Below are 14,317 nucleotides of genomic sequence, written 5' to 3' on the forward strand. Positions count from 1 at the left end.
GGTCGCGGCGGCCGGGGGGCCATCGCGGGAAAAGGGTGGCAAGTCATGAAAGCTTCTGCACTCTGGATCATCGCCGGCATCGTTTCGCTGGTCGGCGGCATCTTTGCGCTGTTCAATCCGTTCGGCGCGACGCTGACGGCGGTCTTCCTGGCCGGATGGATTTTCCTGTTCAGCGGGATCGTCCATCTCATCTCGGCCTTCTCGGAAACGGGGACCGGCGCGAAGATCTGGGCCATCCTCTGGGCGCTCGTCGTGACCTTGCTCGGCATCGCGATCCTGGCCAATCCGCTTGCCGGAACCCTGTCGCTCACGCTCGCCGCCGCGATCCTGTTCACCGCATCCGGGCTGTTCCGCGTGATCTTCGCGGTTCAGGTGCGGGGCACCGGGCTGTTCTGGCCACTGCTGCTGACCGGCCTGATCGCGATCGGCCTCGGCGTCTACATCTTCGCGACCTATCCCGGCTCCGCCGCGGTCCTGCTGGGCACGTTGCTGGGGATCGAGCTGATCTTCAACGGGGTGGCGCTGATCATGCTCTATCTCGCCGGAAAGGCCGTGAAATCGGCATTCGAGGCGGTGACCGAACCGGCCCCCTGACGTTCCATCGCGGACCGCAACCGTCCCGCCGTTCCCTGCGCGAAAGCACAGGTGACGGGCGGGCGGTGCGCCGTGCTATGACTTTCGCCGTTTCATGAAAACGGGGGAGAGGCTGATGCGTTGGTTTGCGGCTCTGGTGGCGTGTCTGGCGATGGCGGCACCCGCCGCCGCGCAAAAGCGGATCGCGATCAGCTTCGACGACGCGCCCCGCCACGCCGGCGCCTTCATGACGCCCGACGCACGCGCGAAGATGCTGGTCCAGTCGCTGCGCAAGGCCAAGGTCAGGCAGGCCGCCTTCTTCGTCACCGTCGGCAATCTGGACAAGCCGGGCGTCGGCGACGGCGCGGCGAACATCGCGGCCTATGTCGCCGCCGGCCATGTCATCGCCAACCACAGCTTCGCGCATCAACGCCTGAGCGGCATGACCGCCGAGGCCTATCTCGCCGATATCGATCAGGCTCAGGCATGGCTGAAGGGTCGCCCCGGCTATCGCCCCTGGTTCCGCTTTCCGTATCTGGATGAGGGCGGCAAGGACAAGGCCAAGCGCGACGCCGTGCGCGCGGGGCTGAAGACGCGGGGCCTGTCCAACGGTTATGTCACCGCCGAGTCCGTCGACTGGTATATCGACGATCAGGCAGTGGCGGCGAAGAAGGCCGGCAAGCGCGTCGATCTGGACGCGCTGCGCGACCTCTATGTCGAAAGCCATGTCGAGGCCGCCGAATTCTACGACGGGCTGATGGTGAAGACCGTTGGCCGCCAGCCCGTTCAGATGCTGCTGCTGCACGAGAATGACGTCGCGGCGATGTTCGTCGACGAACTCGTCGCGGCGCTGCGGGCCAAGGGCTGGGAGATCGTGACCGCCGACGCCGCCTATGCCGATCCGCTCGGTGAGCTGGTGCCCGACGCTCCCGTGGCGCAAGGCACGCTGACCGAGGCGCTGGCCTGGCAAAAGGGTCTGCCCGCGCCGCGCTGGTATGCGCGCAACGACCTTGATCTGATGGGTCCGCTGTTCCGCCGGCGCGTACTGGGCGAGGCGGAATGAGCGCCCCGCTACATCGGCTCCTGACGGCCCTCGATCACGTCCTCGACCGCGCGCTGCTGTTGCGAGCCGTGGCGCGGCCCTTGGTCGCGGACGTGGCAGCCTTCCTGTTTCTGGCAGATGCCGACGGCAAGGCTGTTGAGCGCGTCGGGCGTGGTGCAGGCGCCGGTCGCAAGCAGCGGCGCAACGAGCAAAAGACGAAGTTTCATGCGGTGAACTTCCCCGATCTGTGCGGCATCGGATCGCACGGACTTGGGCGGCGTTCAATCGGCGAATGATAAAGAGGGGATGATGGACCAGTTCGATCTCAACGAAGACCAGCGCGCGATCCAGGAGATGGCACGTAAGTTCACCGCCGATGCGATTACCCCGCATGCCGCCGAATGGGATGAGAAGCACATCTTCCCGCGCGAAACGGTGAAGGCCGCCGCCGAACTCGGCTTCGGCGCGATCTACGTGTCGGAGGAAAGCGGCGGGATCGGTCTCGGCCGGCTCGAATCCGCGCTGATCATGGAGGCGATGGCCTATGGCTGTCCCGCGACCAGCGCGTTCATCTCGATCCACAACATGGCGAGCTGGATGATCGACCGTTTCGGGTCGCAGGCGGTGAAGGACAAATATCTGCCCCAGCTGGTCACCGCCGACTGGCTGGCGAGCTATTGCCTGACCGAACCGTCCTCGGGCTCCGACGCCGCCGCGCTCAAGACCACGGCCAAGCGTGACGGTGACCACTTCATCGTCAACGGCTCGAAGCAGTTCATCTCCGGCGCGGGCGAGAATGAGCTCTACGTCACCATGGTCCGCACCGGCGCCGATGGTCCCAAGGGCATTTCGTGCCTCGCGATCGAAAAGGACATGCCCGGCGTCAGCTTCGGCGCGAACGAGCGCAAGCTCGGCTGGCACGCTCAGCCGACGCGCCAGGTGACGTTCGACAATGTCCGCGTGCCCGCCGAGAATCTGATCGGCGGCGAGGGTGAGGGCTTCCGCATCGCGATGATGGGCCTCGACGGCGGCCGGCTCAACATCGGCGCCTGCTCGCTGGGCGGGGCGCAACGCTGCCTGGACGAGGCGGTTCAATACACCAAGGACCGCAAGCAGTTCGGCTCGGCGATCGCGGACTTCCAGAACACCCAGTTCACCCTTGCCGACATGGCGACCGAGCTCGAGGCGGCGCGCGCGCTGCTCTACCTCGCCGCGGCGAAGGTGACGTCGAACGCGCCCGACAAGACCAAGTTCGCGGCGATGGCCAAGCGCTTCGCGACCGACACCGGCTCGTCGGTGGTCGACCGCGCGCTCCAGCTCCATGGTGGCTATGGCTACCTCATGGACTATCCGATCGAGCGCTTCTGGCGCGACCTGCGCGTCCATTCGATCCTCGAGGGCACCAATCAGGTGATGCGGATGATCGTCGGCCGCGAACTGACACGACAGTGACGGGAGGCAGGACCATGAAGCATGTCTGGATCGCGCTGCTCGCGTCCGCGCTGGCGGCCGGCTGCACCGCTGCGAGCGACGGCAATGCCGCAGCCGATAATGCGGCCGACAACGGCGCCGACAGCGGCCTCGCGATGATCGCGAACGATGCCGGGCTGGGCAATGCCGCCGACACCGCGTTCGTCTGGCCCGACACGCTGCGCGTGGTCGGCGACGGCTATCCCAACGCGGGTGATGTTTGCCGCCGTATCGGTGAAAGCGCCGCGACGGTGGACTATCTCGATGACAGCGCCACCCTGGTCGGTTGTCCCGGTGACGCAAGTTCCACGGCGGCGCAGGCGCTGACCGGGCGTGGCGCAAAGCTGGTCGGTACCCATGAAGGCGTGACGCTGATCAGCGTGCCCGCGGGCGACGCCAATCCGGGATTGGGCAACACGACAGGGGCGAAGCCCGAATGAGCGATGTCCTGATCTTCATCGAGGGCAAGGTCGGCCGCATCCGGCTCAACCGGCCCAAGGCGATCCATGCGCTCAACACCGGCATGTGCGCGGCGATCCTCGACGCGCTGATCGCGTGGCGCGACGATACCGGCGTCGAAGCGGTGATGATCGACCATGCCGAGGGTCGCGGGTTCTGCGCGGGCGGCGATATCCGCATGATCGCGGAGAGCGGCGCGGGCGACGGCAGCGCGGCGCGCGACTTCTTCCGGGTCGAATACCGGATGAATCACGCGCTGTTCACCTATGCCAAGCCGATCGTTGCCTTCATGGACGGGATCACCATGGGCGGCGGCGTCGGCATCAGCCAGCCGGCGAAATATCGCGTCGCGACCGAGAATACCAAGCTGGCGATGCCGGAAACCGGGATCGGCCTGTTCCCCGATGTCGGCGGCGGCTGGTATCTCTCGCGGCTAGTGGGACGCACCGGTCAGTATCTCGCGCTGACCGGCCACCGCCTCGACGGGGCCGAGTGCCTCGCGCTGGGGCTGGCCAGCCATTACCTCCATTCGGATACGCTGGACGATGCCAAGGCGCGGATCGTCGCCGATCCGCAGGCGATCGAAGCGGTGCTGGACGACCTGTCTTCGCCCGCACCCGATGCCCGCATCCTTGCCCATCGTGGCGCGGTCGACCGGCTGTTCGCGTCGGACAAGCTCGAGGACGTGCTGGCCGCGCTCGAAGCCGATGGCGGCGAATGGGCGGCCCAGCAGCGCGTGACGCTCGCCACCAAATCCCCTCAGACGATGAAGGTCAGCCTCAAATTATTGCTCGACGGCAAGACCATGCCGACCTTCGAGGACGAGATGCGCCAGGAATTCGCGGTCGGCAGCCATGTCGTGCAGCGCCATGACTTCATCGAAGGCGTGCGCGCGGTGATCATCGACAAGGACAATGCGCCGAAATGGAACCCGGCGACGGCTGAGGAGGTGAGCGATCACCTGATCGACCAGATCTTCGCGCCGTTGCCCGAGGGTGAGGCATGGACACCGGCATGACGGCATTTTCCTACAGCTATGCCGCCATGATATCCTTGATGTGTCGGCCGGCAGGGCGGCGAAGGGTCCTCGCGCGCGCGTAGAAGCATGACTTTTGAGACTTTTGGGAGCGTTTCGTGACCGATTATCAGACCATCCTCGTCGAACAGCGCGGCGGCGTCACGCTGGTGACGCTCAACCGCCCGCAGGCGCTCAACGCGCTCAACAGTGAAGTCCTGAGCGAACTGCTCGACGCCTTCGCCAAGTTCGACGCCGATCCGTCGCAGGGCTGCGCCGTGCTGACTGGAAGCGAGAAGGCGTTCGCCGCCGGTGCCGACATCAAGGAGATGCAGGCTCAGGGCTTTGCCGACATGTATGGCCACAACTTCTTCGCCGGCTGGGATCAGTTCACGCGGACGCGCAAGCCGATCATCGCCGCGGTTTCGGGCTTTGCGCTTGGCGGCGGGTGCGAGCTGGCGATGATGTGCGACTTCATCCTCGCCGCCGATACCGCGAAGTTCGGCCAGCCCGAGATCAAGCTGGCGGTCGCGCCCGGCATGGGTGGTTCGCAGCGGCTGACGCGCGCTGTCGGCAAGGCCAAGGCGATGGAGATGTGCCTCACCGGCCGCATGATGGGCGCCGAGGAGGCCGAGCGTGCCGGTCTCGTCAGCCGCATCGTGCCCGCCGCCGATCTGCTTGAGGACGCGCTCAGGACCGCCACGGCGATCGCCGGCATGGCGCCGCTGTCGGTGCTGGCGAACAAGGAAATGGTCAACGCGGCGTTCGAGACCACGCTGGCGCAGGGCGTGCAGTTCGAGCGGCGCCTGTTCCACGGCCTGTTCGGCACCGCCGACCAAAAGGAAGGCATGGCGGCGTTCGTTGAGAAGCGCCCGGGGAACTGGACGGGCAAGTGATCGCATGATCGGCCTCGCCTTCCTGGTCTATGGATTGCCGCCACTCGCTCTGGCGTTCGTTGGCGGAGTCCTTTTTCCGGACCGTTGGCTGCTGGCGGGTTTGGGGGCGGTGCTGTTGCTGGCAGGCCTGTTTATCGCAACTTCGGGGTATAGCTTTGGGTCGATGCTCCCCTTTGTGAGCATGGTGGGAGGCGCGATGTTCGTTCCTGCCGCCATCGCCGCATTTGCCGGGGCCATGGCTCGACGCAGATTTGCAAAGGAGAGTTGAGTGGCGCGCGTTGGTTTCATCGGGCTGGGCAATATGGGCGGCGGGATGGCCGCGAACCTGGCCAAGGCGGGGCATGATGTTCGCGCCTTCGACCTCTCTGCGGAGGCGCTTGAGCGGGCCAAGGCGGCGGGCTGCCTGCCGGTTGAGAGCGCGGCCGCTGCGGCCGAGGGTGCCGAGGCGGTCATCACCATGCTGCCCGCGGGCAAGCATGTCGAACAGGTCTATGAAGACGCGGTGTTCGGCGCCGCGGACACCGGCGCGATCCTGATCGACTGTTCGACGATCGACGTCGCCACCGCGCGTCGCGTCGCCGATGCGGCGCAGGCGAAGGGCCTCGCGGCGGTCGATGCACCCGTGTCGGGCGGGATCGCGGCGGCGGCGGGCGGCACGCTGACCTTCATGGTCGGTGGCGATCGCGCGGCGTTCGAACGCGCCGAAATCTTCCTGTCGGCGATGGGCAAGGCGGTGATCCATGCCGGCGGCAACGGCGCCGGACAGGCTTCCAAGATCTGCAACAACATGCTGCTCGGCGCGACGATGGTCGCGACATGCGAGGCGCTGTTGCTCGCGCAGAAGCTGGGGCTCGATCCGCAGACCTTCTACGACATCGCCTCGGTCTCGTCAGGGGCGTGCTGGTCGCTCAACACCTATGCGCCCTTGCCGGGCATGGGACCGCAGACGCCTGCGGACAATGGCTATCAGGGCGGTTTCGCCGCCGGACTGATGCTCAAGGACCTCAAGCTCGCGATGGAAGCGGCGGAGAGCACACACAGCGAAACCCCGATGGGCGCGCGCGCTGCCGAACTCTACACGCAGTTCGCCGACGCCGGGAATGCCGGCGTCGACTTCTCCGGCATCATCAAGATGCTGGGCGACGGGAAGGCCTGAATTCCTTCCCCTCGTCATCCCGGCCTTGTGCCAGGATCCACCGCGCGGCGAGCGATGGAGTAGAGGCTCCATCGCATCCGCTGCGGCAAAGTGGACCCCGGCACAAGGCCGGGGCGACGGCTTACTTCGCCGGGCAGGTCGTACCCGGTCCGGCGTCAAGGTCGAGGCAGCGACCGTCGATCTCGCCCGCAGGGATCGGCAGGCCGATCAGCCCGGCCAGCGTGGGCAGGATGTCGACGGTCTCGACCGACATCGGCTGCTCGAACCCGGTCTGGCCCTTGCGCCAGAACAGGATCGGCACGCGGCGGTCATAGTCCCAGAAGCTGCCATGGGTCGCGACCGATCCGTTGGTGGGGTCCGAGATCGGCGTGATCCGCGGCTTCAGCGCCACGACGAAATCGCCCGACCGCTCGGGGAAGTATGAGGCACGGGCGCGCTGGAGCATCGACCAGGTCTCCGGCGGGCCGCTCGGGCTGGGCGTCGCGAGGATCTCGGCGCGGGTATAGACCCCGGCGACCTGCGGGTTGGCGCGATACAGCGCCATCGCCTCGCGCAGCACCGCCGCCCGCTGCTTGGCGGGAAGGGCGGGGTCGACATAGATGTCGCCGAAATTGCCGCCCCACAGCAGCTGGCGCTCGCCGAGCTTGAGCTTCGCGGCGACCTTCTCGCCCATCGCCTTGGCGCCCATGCCGGGCGCGACGCGCGCCGCTTCGGGGATGCCGTGCATGTTGTGCCGCTCGGGCAGGTCGTGACCGCCATGATCGGCGGTCAGCACGACCTGATAGTCGATCCCGGTCTTGTCGAGGATCTCGAAGAACTTGCCGAGCGTGCGGTCGAGATTGACCATCTGCAGGCACATCTCGGTGCCCTCGGTGCCATAGGTGTGCCCGACATAGTCGCTGGCCGATGCGCCGACGATCAGCAGATCGGTGGCGGCGCCTTCGCCCAGCTTCATCTCGGCGCGCAGGTCGGCGGCGATGCCGACGATCGCCATGTCGAACTCGGGCGAGGCACGGAAGCGGCGGCTGTCCCCCGCGTCGCGAGCGAAGCGGCCGGTGCCGACGGTCTTGCCCGCGCCGATCGGGATGGCGATGTCGCGCGACTGGCAGAAGGCGGGCAGCTCCATCGCCGGCTGCGCCTGACCGATGCGGGCGACGGCGGCGGCGTTACCCCGCGTGATGGCTTCGGGCGTGGCGCGTCCGGCATAGCTGACGAACGCCTTGCCGCCCCACCACCAGACCTGATCGGCCTTGTGGCCGGACATCATCACCGCCGCGCGATCCTTGCCCGCGACCGCGGCGACGCGGGTGGCGGGGGTCGCGGCCTGCATGCGCTCACCCAGCGTCAACACCTTCAGATGGAGCGGCGAAACCGTGTAGTTCGAGGAATTGCTGTCCGGGACGCTCTCATCCTCGGCGCAATAGATCGTCTTGTCCTTGCGCGGCGTCCTGAGGTCGATCCAGTCATTGGCGATGATCCCGGTGCGCGCCGGGCGGCTGCCGGTCAGGATCGTCGAATGGCCCGGGCAGGTCTCGGTCGCCGCATGGCTCTGATAGCCCGACGGGAAGACCACGCCGTTGGCCAGCCGCGCGAGGCCGCCGGTGAAATGCTGGCGATACTCGGCGAAGACATCGGCCGAGAACTGATCGACCGAGATCGCAACGATCAGCTTGGGCGGCGCGGCCGGAGCCTGCGGAGGAGGAGGGGGCGGCGCTTCCTGCGCGTATGCGGGCGATGCGAGGAGCAGGGCGGCGGCGAACGAACGAAGCATCTTTCCTCCGGATGGCAAATCGGGCCGAGGGCGCTATGTTCCTTTCGCTCCCGCACGGCAAGGACTGGTGAATGCGCAGGTTGAGTTTCGCGTTTGTGACAGTGTTCGCTTGGTTTCTGGCGGCGGCGTTACCCGTCGCGGCGCAGCAGGCTGGGCAGGATAACCTGATCGTCGATCTGGTCGCCGAGACCGACAGCCCCGCGCCGGGGAGCGAGGTGACGCTGGCCTTCGTCGCGAAGCCCAATCCCGGTTGGCACGGCTATTGGAAGAATCCCGGCGATGCCGGCCTCGACACGCGGCTCGATTGGAAGCTGCCGCAGGGCGTGACCGCCGGCGAGCTGCGCTATCCGGTGCCGACGCGGCTGATGGTCGCGGGGATCATGAACTATGTCTACAAGGGCAGCTACACGCAGCTCGTCACGCTCAAGGTCCCGGCCGCGCTGAAGCCGGGCACCGCGCTGCCGATTACCGTCCGCGCCGACTATCTGGTCTGCACCGACGAAGTGTGCGTGCCCGAGACCGAGAATCTGGCGATCAACCTGACCGTCGGCGACGGCGCGATTTCCGGCGAACGGCGCGCGCGCTTCGACGAATGGCGTCGCGCCTTTCCCAAGCCGCTGGGCAGCGAGGGCAAGTTCGCGGTCGCGGACGGCACGCTGCGGGTCGCGATCCCCTATCCGGCGAACGCGCCACTGGGCGCCGACGCCTATTTCTTCCCGCTGACGCTGGAGGCGGTGAACTATTCCGCCCCGCAGAAGCTGACCCGCGACGGCGATACCGTGGTGGTGGAGGTCAAGGCGGGGACGAAGACTCCAGCGAAGCTCGAGGGCGTGTTGTCGGTCGGGCCGGGACAGGGCTTCGCGCTGGCGGCGGTACCGGGAGCGGTCGCCGCAACCACGACGGCGAGCGGCGGCGCGATCGACTGGAGCGCCGCGCTGGTCGCATTGGGCGGGGCGTTGCTGGGTGGCCTGATCCTCAACATCATGCCCTGCGTCTTCCCGATCCTGAGCCTGAAGGCGCTGAGCCTGGCCAAGAGCGGGACCAGTGAGAGCCATGCCCGCGCCGAGGCGCTGGCCTATACCGCTGGCGTCGTGCTGGTCGTGCTCGCGCTCGGCGGCGCGATGCTGGGCCTGCGCGCGGCGGGGGCGAGCGTCGGCTGGGCGTTCCAGCTCACCGATGGCCGCGTGATCCTGTTCCTGCTGCTGCTGGTCCTCGGGATCGCGCTCAATCTGGCGGGGCTGTTCGAGCTGATGACGCCGAAGCTCGCCGGCATGTTGGCGAGCGGAGGTTCGGGCGGCGCATTCATGACCGGCGCGCTCGCGGCGTTCATCGCGACCCCGTGCACCGGCCCGTTCATGGGCGCGGCGCTGGGCGCGGCCCTGGTGCTGCCCTGGTATGTCGCGCTGCTGATCTTCCTCGGCCTCGGGCTGGGACTCGCGCTGCCGTTCCTGCTGCTCGGGTTCGTGCCCGCGCTGCGGCGGATGCTGCCCAAGCCGGGTGCGTGGATGGACACGTTCCGCAAGATTCTGTCGATCCCGATGTTCCTGACCGCGATCGCGCTGGCCTGGGTGCTGGGTGGGCTCAAGGGCGTCAACGGCATGGCGGTGGGGCTGATCGTCGCGCTCGGCCTGGCAGTGGTGCTGTGGGCGCTCGGGCGACGGCAGGCGCGCGGGGCGGGCAATGGCGTGGCGTGGGTCGCGGCCTTGGCGGTGACGGTTGCGGGTATCTGGGCGGTTGCGATGCTCGACAAGCCCGCGGCATCGACCGAGCTGAAGGCGGAAGGGGTCGAACCCTTTAGCGAGGCGCGCCTCGCGGCGTTGCGGGCCGAGGGGCGCCCGGTCTTCGCCTATTTCACCGCCGACTGGTGCGTGACCTGCAAGGTCAATGAGAAGACCGCGATCGAGACCGATGCGGTCGGCAAGGCGTTCAAGGACGGCAATGTCGCGGTACTGGTCGGCGACTGGACCGACGGCGACCCCGCGCTCGGCCGCTTCATCGAGCGGCATAATCGTGCGGGCGTGCCGCTATATCTTTGGTATCCCAAGGGTTCGACCGAAGCGAAGGTCTTGCCCCAGGTGCTGACCCAAGGCATGTTGACCGCGCTTCCGGGGGACGGCGCATAACGCGAAACCAGGAGATAGGGTGATGAACAGGTTGATCCCGATTGGTGCGGCAATGATCGTGGCGCTGGCGGCGCCCGCGACTGCCGAGCAGGTGAACGGTCAAAAGGCGACCGACTTCAAATTGACCGATGCGAGCGGCCAGACCGTCCAGCTTTCCGATTTCAAGGGCAAGACGGTGGTTCTGGAGTGGAACAACCCCGGCTGTCCGTTCGTGCAGCGCCATTATCAGGGCAATATGCAGCGGACCCAGGCTGCTGCTAAGGCTGGCGGCGTGGTGTGGCTGACGATCAATTCGGGCGCGCCGGGCAAGCAGGGCCATGTCGATGGCGCCGGCGCGAAGAAATGGGTTGGCGAGCAAAAGGCGGTGCCCGCGCACTATCTGCTCGATCCCAAGGGTGTGGTTGGCAAGGGCTATGCCGCCAAGACGACCCCGCACATGTACATCGTCGATGGCCAGGGCGTGCTGCGCTACCAGGGCGGCATCGACGACAAGCCGGCGGCTCGGGTCGAGGAAATGGGCGGCGCACGCAACCATGTCCTCGCGGCGCTGGGTGAGATGAAGGCGGGCAAGGCCGTCTCGGTCGCGACCAGCGCGCCCTATGGCTGTTCGGTCAAATACGCTGAATGAGTTTTCCGTCCCTGTTTATAGGGGGTAGGGGCGAAGAGAAGGCCGGGGGAGACCCCGGCCTTTTTTCGTTGGCCGGCTCCGCACGATGCCTGCGCATTTTGTTGGATACATGTTGGAAATTCCGTGCTGCGCTTGCCCGCATGAGCACCGATCCCAAACCTCAATTCGCCCCGGCGGTCCGCAGCCATGCGCGCTGGACCCCCGCCAAGCAGCGGATCTTCCTCGCCGCGCTGCTCGAAACCGGCAGCGTCGCGGCCGCATCGCGCGCTGCCGGCATGTCGCGATCCAGCGCCAACCGGTTGCGCCGGCGCCTGACCGGCACACCGTTCGACCGCAGCTGGGATCAGGTGCTGTCGGCGCACCAGCGCCGCATGGCCGATCCCTTTGCCGCACAAGCCGGCGCGCCGGCGGCGCGCGGCTGATGCGTCGGTGGCGCGCCGGTGGCGCGAAAGCGTCCGCAGGCGGCGCGTGGCCGAGGCTCGCCCGGCGCGCGGATGGCGCGCCAGTGGCGCGCAAGCGGCGCCTGACTGGCGCGTGGGTGGCGCATAACCGGCGCATTTGCGGCGCCAATCCGGCGCGTCGGCGAAAAACCCTGTTTTCGCGTCAACACTGTCAAGCCGATCTGGGTTGCGGCCCCCCTTGTGCAACGCAACAAAGCATTGCAGCATGACATCAACCGGGCATTTCGGCGGCTGGGCAGGCCAGCGGCGCGAAGCCGGAATCGGAGGCTGAATGGGGACAGGCCGCGCGTTCGATGAGATCTGGGGTCATGGCGGGCCGGAAAATCCGCGCGCCGACTTCGCCGCGCTTTCCGAGTGGATCGCGGAAACCCCCCAATCGGAGCTGCATCGTCGCCAGCAGTCCGCCGAAGCCACCTTCCGCCAGCTCGGCATCACCTTCGCCGTCTATGGCGACAGCGACGCGAGCGAACGCATCATCCCGTTCGACATCGTCCCCCGCATCTTCCTCCACGACGAATGGCAGCGGCTGAGCGAAGGGCTGGTCCAGCGCGTCGAGGCGATCAACGCCTTTCTGGAAGACATCTATGGTGAGCGCCGCATCCTCAAGGAAGGCGTGGTGCCGGAGGAGCTGATCCTCAAGAACCCGCAATTCCGGCCCGAAGTCGCGGGCATCCGGCCCCCGCACGGCATCTGGGCGCATATCTGCGGGATCGACCTCGTCCGTACCGGCCCCGACGAATTCTGGGTGCTGGAGGACAATGCGCGTACGCCCTCCGGCGTTTCCTACATGCTTGAGAATCGCGAGGCGATGATCCGCTTGTGCCCGGAGCTCTTCCGCAGTTTCCGGGTCGCGGCGGTGGACAGCTATAGCGACATGCTGCGTGAAACGATGCGCTCGGTCGCGCCGGACACCCACGCCCGGCCGAGCGGGGGCGTGCCGGTGTGCGTCGTGCTGACGCCGGGCCATTTCAACTCGGCCTATTACGAACACAGCTTCCTGGCCGACACGATGGGGGTCGAACTGGTCGAGGCCGCCGATCTCGTGGTCGATGACGATGTCGTCTATATGCAGACGATCGCCGGGCGGGTGCGGGTGGACGTGATCTACCGCCGCATCGACGACGATTTCCTCGATCCCTTGGTGTTCCGCCCGGACTCGCTACTGGGCGTGCCGGGGATCATCTCCGCCTATCGTGCGGGCAATGTCGCGCTGATCAACGCGCCGGGCAACGGCATCGCCGACGACAAGGCGATCTACAGCTATATGCCTGAGATCGTTAAATTCTACTCGGGCAGCGAGGCGAAGCTGCCCAATGTCGAGACCTGGCGCTGCCGCGAACCGGAGGCGCTGAAATACGTGCTCGACCATCTCGACGAAGTGGTGGTGAAGCTGGTCGATGGATCGGGCGGATATGGCATGCTGGTGGGTCCGACCGCGACCAAGGCGGAGATTGACGCGTTCCGTCGCGCGCTCAAGGCCGAGCCGCATCGCTACATCGCGCAGCCCACATTGGCACTGTCGACGGTGCCGACCGTGACCGAGACGGGTCTCGCGCCGCGCCATGTCGACTTCCGGCCCTTCGTCTTGACCGGCTCGGACGGGGTTCGCGTCGTCCCGGGCGGCCTGACGCGCGTGGCGCTCAAGGAAGGGTCGCTGGTGGTCAATTCCAGCCAGGGTGGCGGCACCAAGGACAGTTTCGTGCTGTTGCCTGAGGGGGATACCCAGACCCAGACTCAGGTGCTCGGCTGATGCGGATGCTATCCCGCACCGCGTCGGCGCTCTACTGGCTCGGCCGCTATGTCGAGCGCGCGGATTTCACCGCCCGGCTGGTCGAGGCGACGGTGCGTCTGGACGCGCTGTCGGCGCGACCGGCGGGCGAGGCTGCCTGGGCGAGCGCGCTCAGCGTCACCTATAACGCGGAAGGATTCGCGGCGAGCGGCCAGAGCGTGGGCCAGCAGCCGGTGGCACGCTATCTGACACTGGACATGACCCATCCGGGGTCGATCGTCCGGTGCCTGGAGCAGGCGCGCAACAATGCGCGCGCGGTGCGCACCGCGTTGACGCGCGAGGCGTGGACCGCGATCAACCGGCTGTGGCTGCTGTTCGCCAATCGCTCGAATCCCGGCGGATCGGCGGCGACACTCAACCTGGTCGAAGGTGTGATGGCCGAGGCGCGCGGCTTCGAGGGTGCGATCCACCGCATGATGCGCAACGAGGCGACCTTGCTGATCCAGCTCGGCGCCGCGATCGAGCGGGCGGACAACACCGCGCGGCTGCTCGACGTCAAATATCATCTGTTGCTGCCCGAGGGGGAGCAGGTGGGCGGCGTGGTCGATCGCGACCAGTGGACGACGATCCTGCAGACCGTGTCGGCGGTCACCGCCTATCGCTGGCTCTATACCGACGGCCTCAAGCCCGCGAACGTCATCGACCTGCTGGTCTGTCATGCCGAATTGCCGCGCAGCCTGGCATCGTGCGTCGAGGAGGTGGTCGAGCTGCTCAGCGCGCTCGCCAAGCGCACGGGGTTGCAGGGGGAGGCCGACCGGATGGCGCGCGGGCGGATCGCGCGGATGCAGAAGACGCGGAGCCATGAGGTGATCGTCAGCGGGCTGCACGAGTATCTGGAGGCGTTCATCCGCGAGAATGCGATGCTCGACGCCTCGATCGCGCGCCAGTTCAGGTTTATTTGAGATGGCGGTTCCGCTGGCTCCGCCGCGTGGGA

15 protein-coding genes are annotated in these 14,317 nt (G+C 67.0%); 13 read left to right on the forward strand and 2 right to left on the reverse strand.

The window, feature by feature from the left end; all coding sequences use genetic code 11:
• Positions 1-45: 45 nt before the first annotated feature.
• Both AC07M1_RS06665 and AC07M1_RS06670 read left to right on the forward strand, forming a co-directional pair.
• Positions 46-594: an HdeD family acid-resistance protein gene (locus tag AC07M1_RS06665; RefSeq protein ID WP_495161772.1), complete on the forward strand. Its 549-nt coding sequence runs from the start codon at positions 46-48 to the stop codon at positions 592-594.
• Between the two features lie 115 nt (positions 595-709).
• On the forward strand, positions 710-1,636 hold the full coding sequence (locus AC07M1_RS06670) for a polysaccharide deacetylase family protein (protein ID WP_495161773.1): 927 nt from the start codon (positions 710-712) through the stop codon (positions 1,634-1,636).
• A gap of 8 nt (positions 1,637-1,644) precedes the next feature.
• On the opposite strand, the gene AC07M1_RS06675 is transcribed toward AC07M1_RS06670, so the two are convergent.
• On the reverse strand, positions 1,645-1,842 hold the full coding sequence (locus tag AC07M1_RS06675; protein WP_495161774.1) for a hypothetical protein: 198 nt from the start codon (positions 1,840-1,842) through the stop codon (positions 1,645-1,647).
• A gap of 82 nt (positions 1,843-1,924) precedes the next feature.
• Here AC07M1_RS06675 and AC07M1_RS06680 point away from each other — a divergent pair, with 82 nt between their 5' ends.
• The 6 genes from AC07M1_RS06680 to mmsB all read left to right on the forward strand — a co-directional run bounded on the left by AC07M1_RS06680 (position 1,925) and on the right by mmsB (position 6,611).
• Positions 1,925-3,067, forward strand: a complete 1,143-nt coding sequence (locus tag AC07M1_RS06680) for an acyl-CoA dehydrogenase family protein (protein ID WP_495161775.1) — start codon at positions 1,925-1,927, stop codon at positions 3,065-3,067.
• Between the two features lie 14 nt (positions 3,068-3,081).
• A complete protein-coding gene (locus AC07M1_RS06685; RefSeq protein WP_495161776.1) occupies positions 3,082-3,525 on the forward strand; it encodes a hypothetical protein in 444 nt (147 codons plus the stop codon).
• On the forward strand, positions 3,522-4,562 hold the full coding sequence (locus AC07M1_RS06690; RefSeq protein ID WP_495161777.1) for an enoyl-CoA hydratase/isomerase family protein: 1,041 nt from the start codon (positions 3,522-3,524) through the stop codon (positions 4,560-4,562). The genes AC07M1_RS06685 and AC07M1_RS06690 overlap by 4 nt, the downstream gene beginning before the upstream one ends.
• Positions 4,563-4,678: 116 nt before the next feature.
• Positions 4,679-5,455 (forward strand): enoyl-CoA hydratase, encoded by a 777-nt coding sequence (locus AC07M1_RS06695; RefSeq protein WP_495161778.1) that lies wholly within the window; start codon positions 4,679-4,681, stop codon positions 5,453-5,455.
• 4 nt (positions 5,456-5,459) lie between these two features.
• Positions 5,460-5,723, forward strand: coding sequence for a hypothetical protein (locus AC07M1_RS06700; RefSeq protein WP_495161779.1), 264 nt, complete (start codon positions 5,460-5,462; stop codon positions 5,721-5,723).
• Positions 5,724-6,611 carry a 3-hydroxyisobutyrate dehydrogenase gene (gene mmsB, locus AC07M1_RS06705; protein WP_495161780.1) on the forward strand — a complete coding sequence of 296 codons (888 nt, stop codon included), beginning with the start codon at positions 5,724-5,726 and terminating at the stop codon, positions 6,609-6,611.
• A 121-nt stretch (positions 6,612-6,732) separates the two neighbouring features.
• Here mmsB and AC07M1_RS06710 read toward each other — a convergent pair whose 3' ends face one another.
• Positions 6,733-8,382: an alkaline phosphatase family protein gene (locus tag AC07M1_RS06710; protein WP_495161781.1), complete on the reverse strand. Its 1,650-nt coding sequence runs from the start codon at positions 8,380-8,382 to the stop codon at positions 6,733-6,735.
• 71 nt (positions 8,383-8,453) lie between these two features.
• On the opposite strand from AC07M1_RS06710, the gene AC07M1_RS06715 reads away from it, so the two are divergent.
• The 5 genes from AC07M1_RS06715 to AC07M1_RS06735 all read left to right on the forward strand — a co-directional run bounded on the left by AC07M1_RS06715 (position 8,454) and on the right by AC07M1_RS06735 (position 14,285).
• A complete protein-coding gene (locus AC07M1_RS06715) occupies positions 8,454-10,505 on the forward strand; it encodes a protein-disulfide reductase DsbD family protein (RefSeq protein ID WP_495161782.1) in 2,052 nt (683 codons plus the stop codon).
• Positions 10,506-10,527: 22 nt separating this feature from the next.
• Entirely contained in the window at positions 10,528-11,133 is a 606-nt protein-coding gene (locus AC07M1_RS06720) for a redoxin domain-containing protein (protein WP_495161783.1), read from the forward strand.
• Between the two features lie 140 nt (positions 11,134-11,273).
• Positions 11,274-11,555 (forward strand): LysR family transcriptional regulator, encoded by a 282-nt coding sequence (locus tag AC07M1_RS06725; RefSeq protein WP_495161784.1) that lies wholly within the window; start codon positions 11,274-11,276, stop codon positions 11,553-11,555.
• A gap of 310 nt (positions 11,556-11,865) precedes the next feature.
• Complete coding sequence (locus AC07M1_RS06730) at positions 11,866-13,344, forward strand: circularly permuted type 2 ATP-grasp protein (protein WP_495161785.1); 1,479 nt, start codon at positions 11,866-11,868, stop codon at positions 13,342-13,344.
• Positions 13,345-13,349: 5 nt separating this feature from the next.
• A complete protein-coding gene (locus AC07M1_RS06735; RefSeq protein ID WP_495162825.1) occupies positions 13,350-14,285 on the forward strand; it encodes an alpha-E domain-containing protein in 936 nt (311 codons plus the stop codon).
• Positions 14,286-14,317 lie beyond the last annotated feature (32 nt).

The organism is Sphingomonas sp. GW821-FHT10C01, assembly GCF_059415525.1.

Coding starts and splice junctions, on each gene's coding strand:
- AC07M1_RS06665 (WP_495161772.1), top strand. CDS start 46: ATGAAAGCTTCTGCACTCTGGATCATCGCCGGCATCGTTTCGCTGGTC.
- AC07M1_RS06670 (WP_495161773.1), top strand. CDS start 710: ATGCGTTGGTTTGCGGCTCTGGTGGCGTGTCTGGCGATGGCGGCACCC.
- AC07M1_RS06675 (WP_495161774.1), bottom strand. CDS start 1,842: ATGAAACTTCGTCTTTTGCTCGTTGCGCCGCTGCTTGCGACCGGCGCC.
- AC07M1_RS06680 (WP_495161775.1), top strand. CDS start 1,925: ATGGACCAGTTCGATCTCAACGAAGACCAGCGCGCGATCCAGGAGATG.
- AC07M1_RS06685 (WP_495161776.1), top strand. CDS start 3,082: ATGAAGCATGTCTGGATCGCGCTGCTCGCGTCCGCGCTGGCGGCCGGC.
- AC07M1_RS06690 (WP_495161777.1), top strand. CDS start 3,522: ATGAGCGATGTCCTGATCTTCATCGAGGGCAAGGTCGGCCGCATCCGG.
- AC07M1_RS06700 (WP_495161779.1), top strand. CDS start 5,460: ATGATCGGCCTCGCCTTCCTGGTCTATGGATTGCCGCCACTCGCTCTG.
- AC07M1_RS06710 (WP_495161781.1), bottom strand. CDS start 8,382: ATGCTTCGTTCGTTCGCCGCCGCCCTGCTCCTCGCATCGCCCGCATAC.
- AC07M1_RS06715 (WP_495161782.1), top strand. CDS start 8,454: ATGCGCAGGTTGAGTTTCGCGTTTGTGACAGTGTTCGCTTGGTTTCTG.
- AC07M1_RS06720 (WP_495161783.1), top strand. CDS start 10,528: ATGAACAGGTTGATCCCGATTGGTGCGGCAATGATCGTGGCGCTGGCG.
- AC07M1_RS06725 (WP_495161784.1), top strand. CDS start 11,274: ATGAGCACCGATCCCAAACCTCAATTCGCCCCGGCGGTCCGCAGCCAT.
- AC07M1_RS06730 (WP_495161785.1), top strand. CDS start 11,866: ATGGGGACAGGCCGCGCGTTCGATGAGATCTGGGGTCATGGCGGGCCG.
- AC07M1_RS06735 (WP_495162825.1), top strand. CDS start 13,350: ATGCTATCCCGCACCGCGTCGGCGCTCTACTGGCTCGGCCGCTATGTC.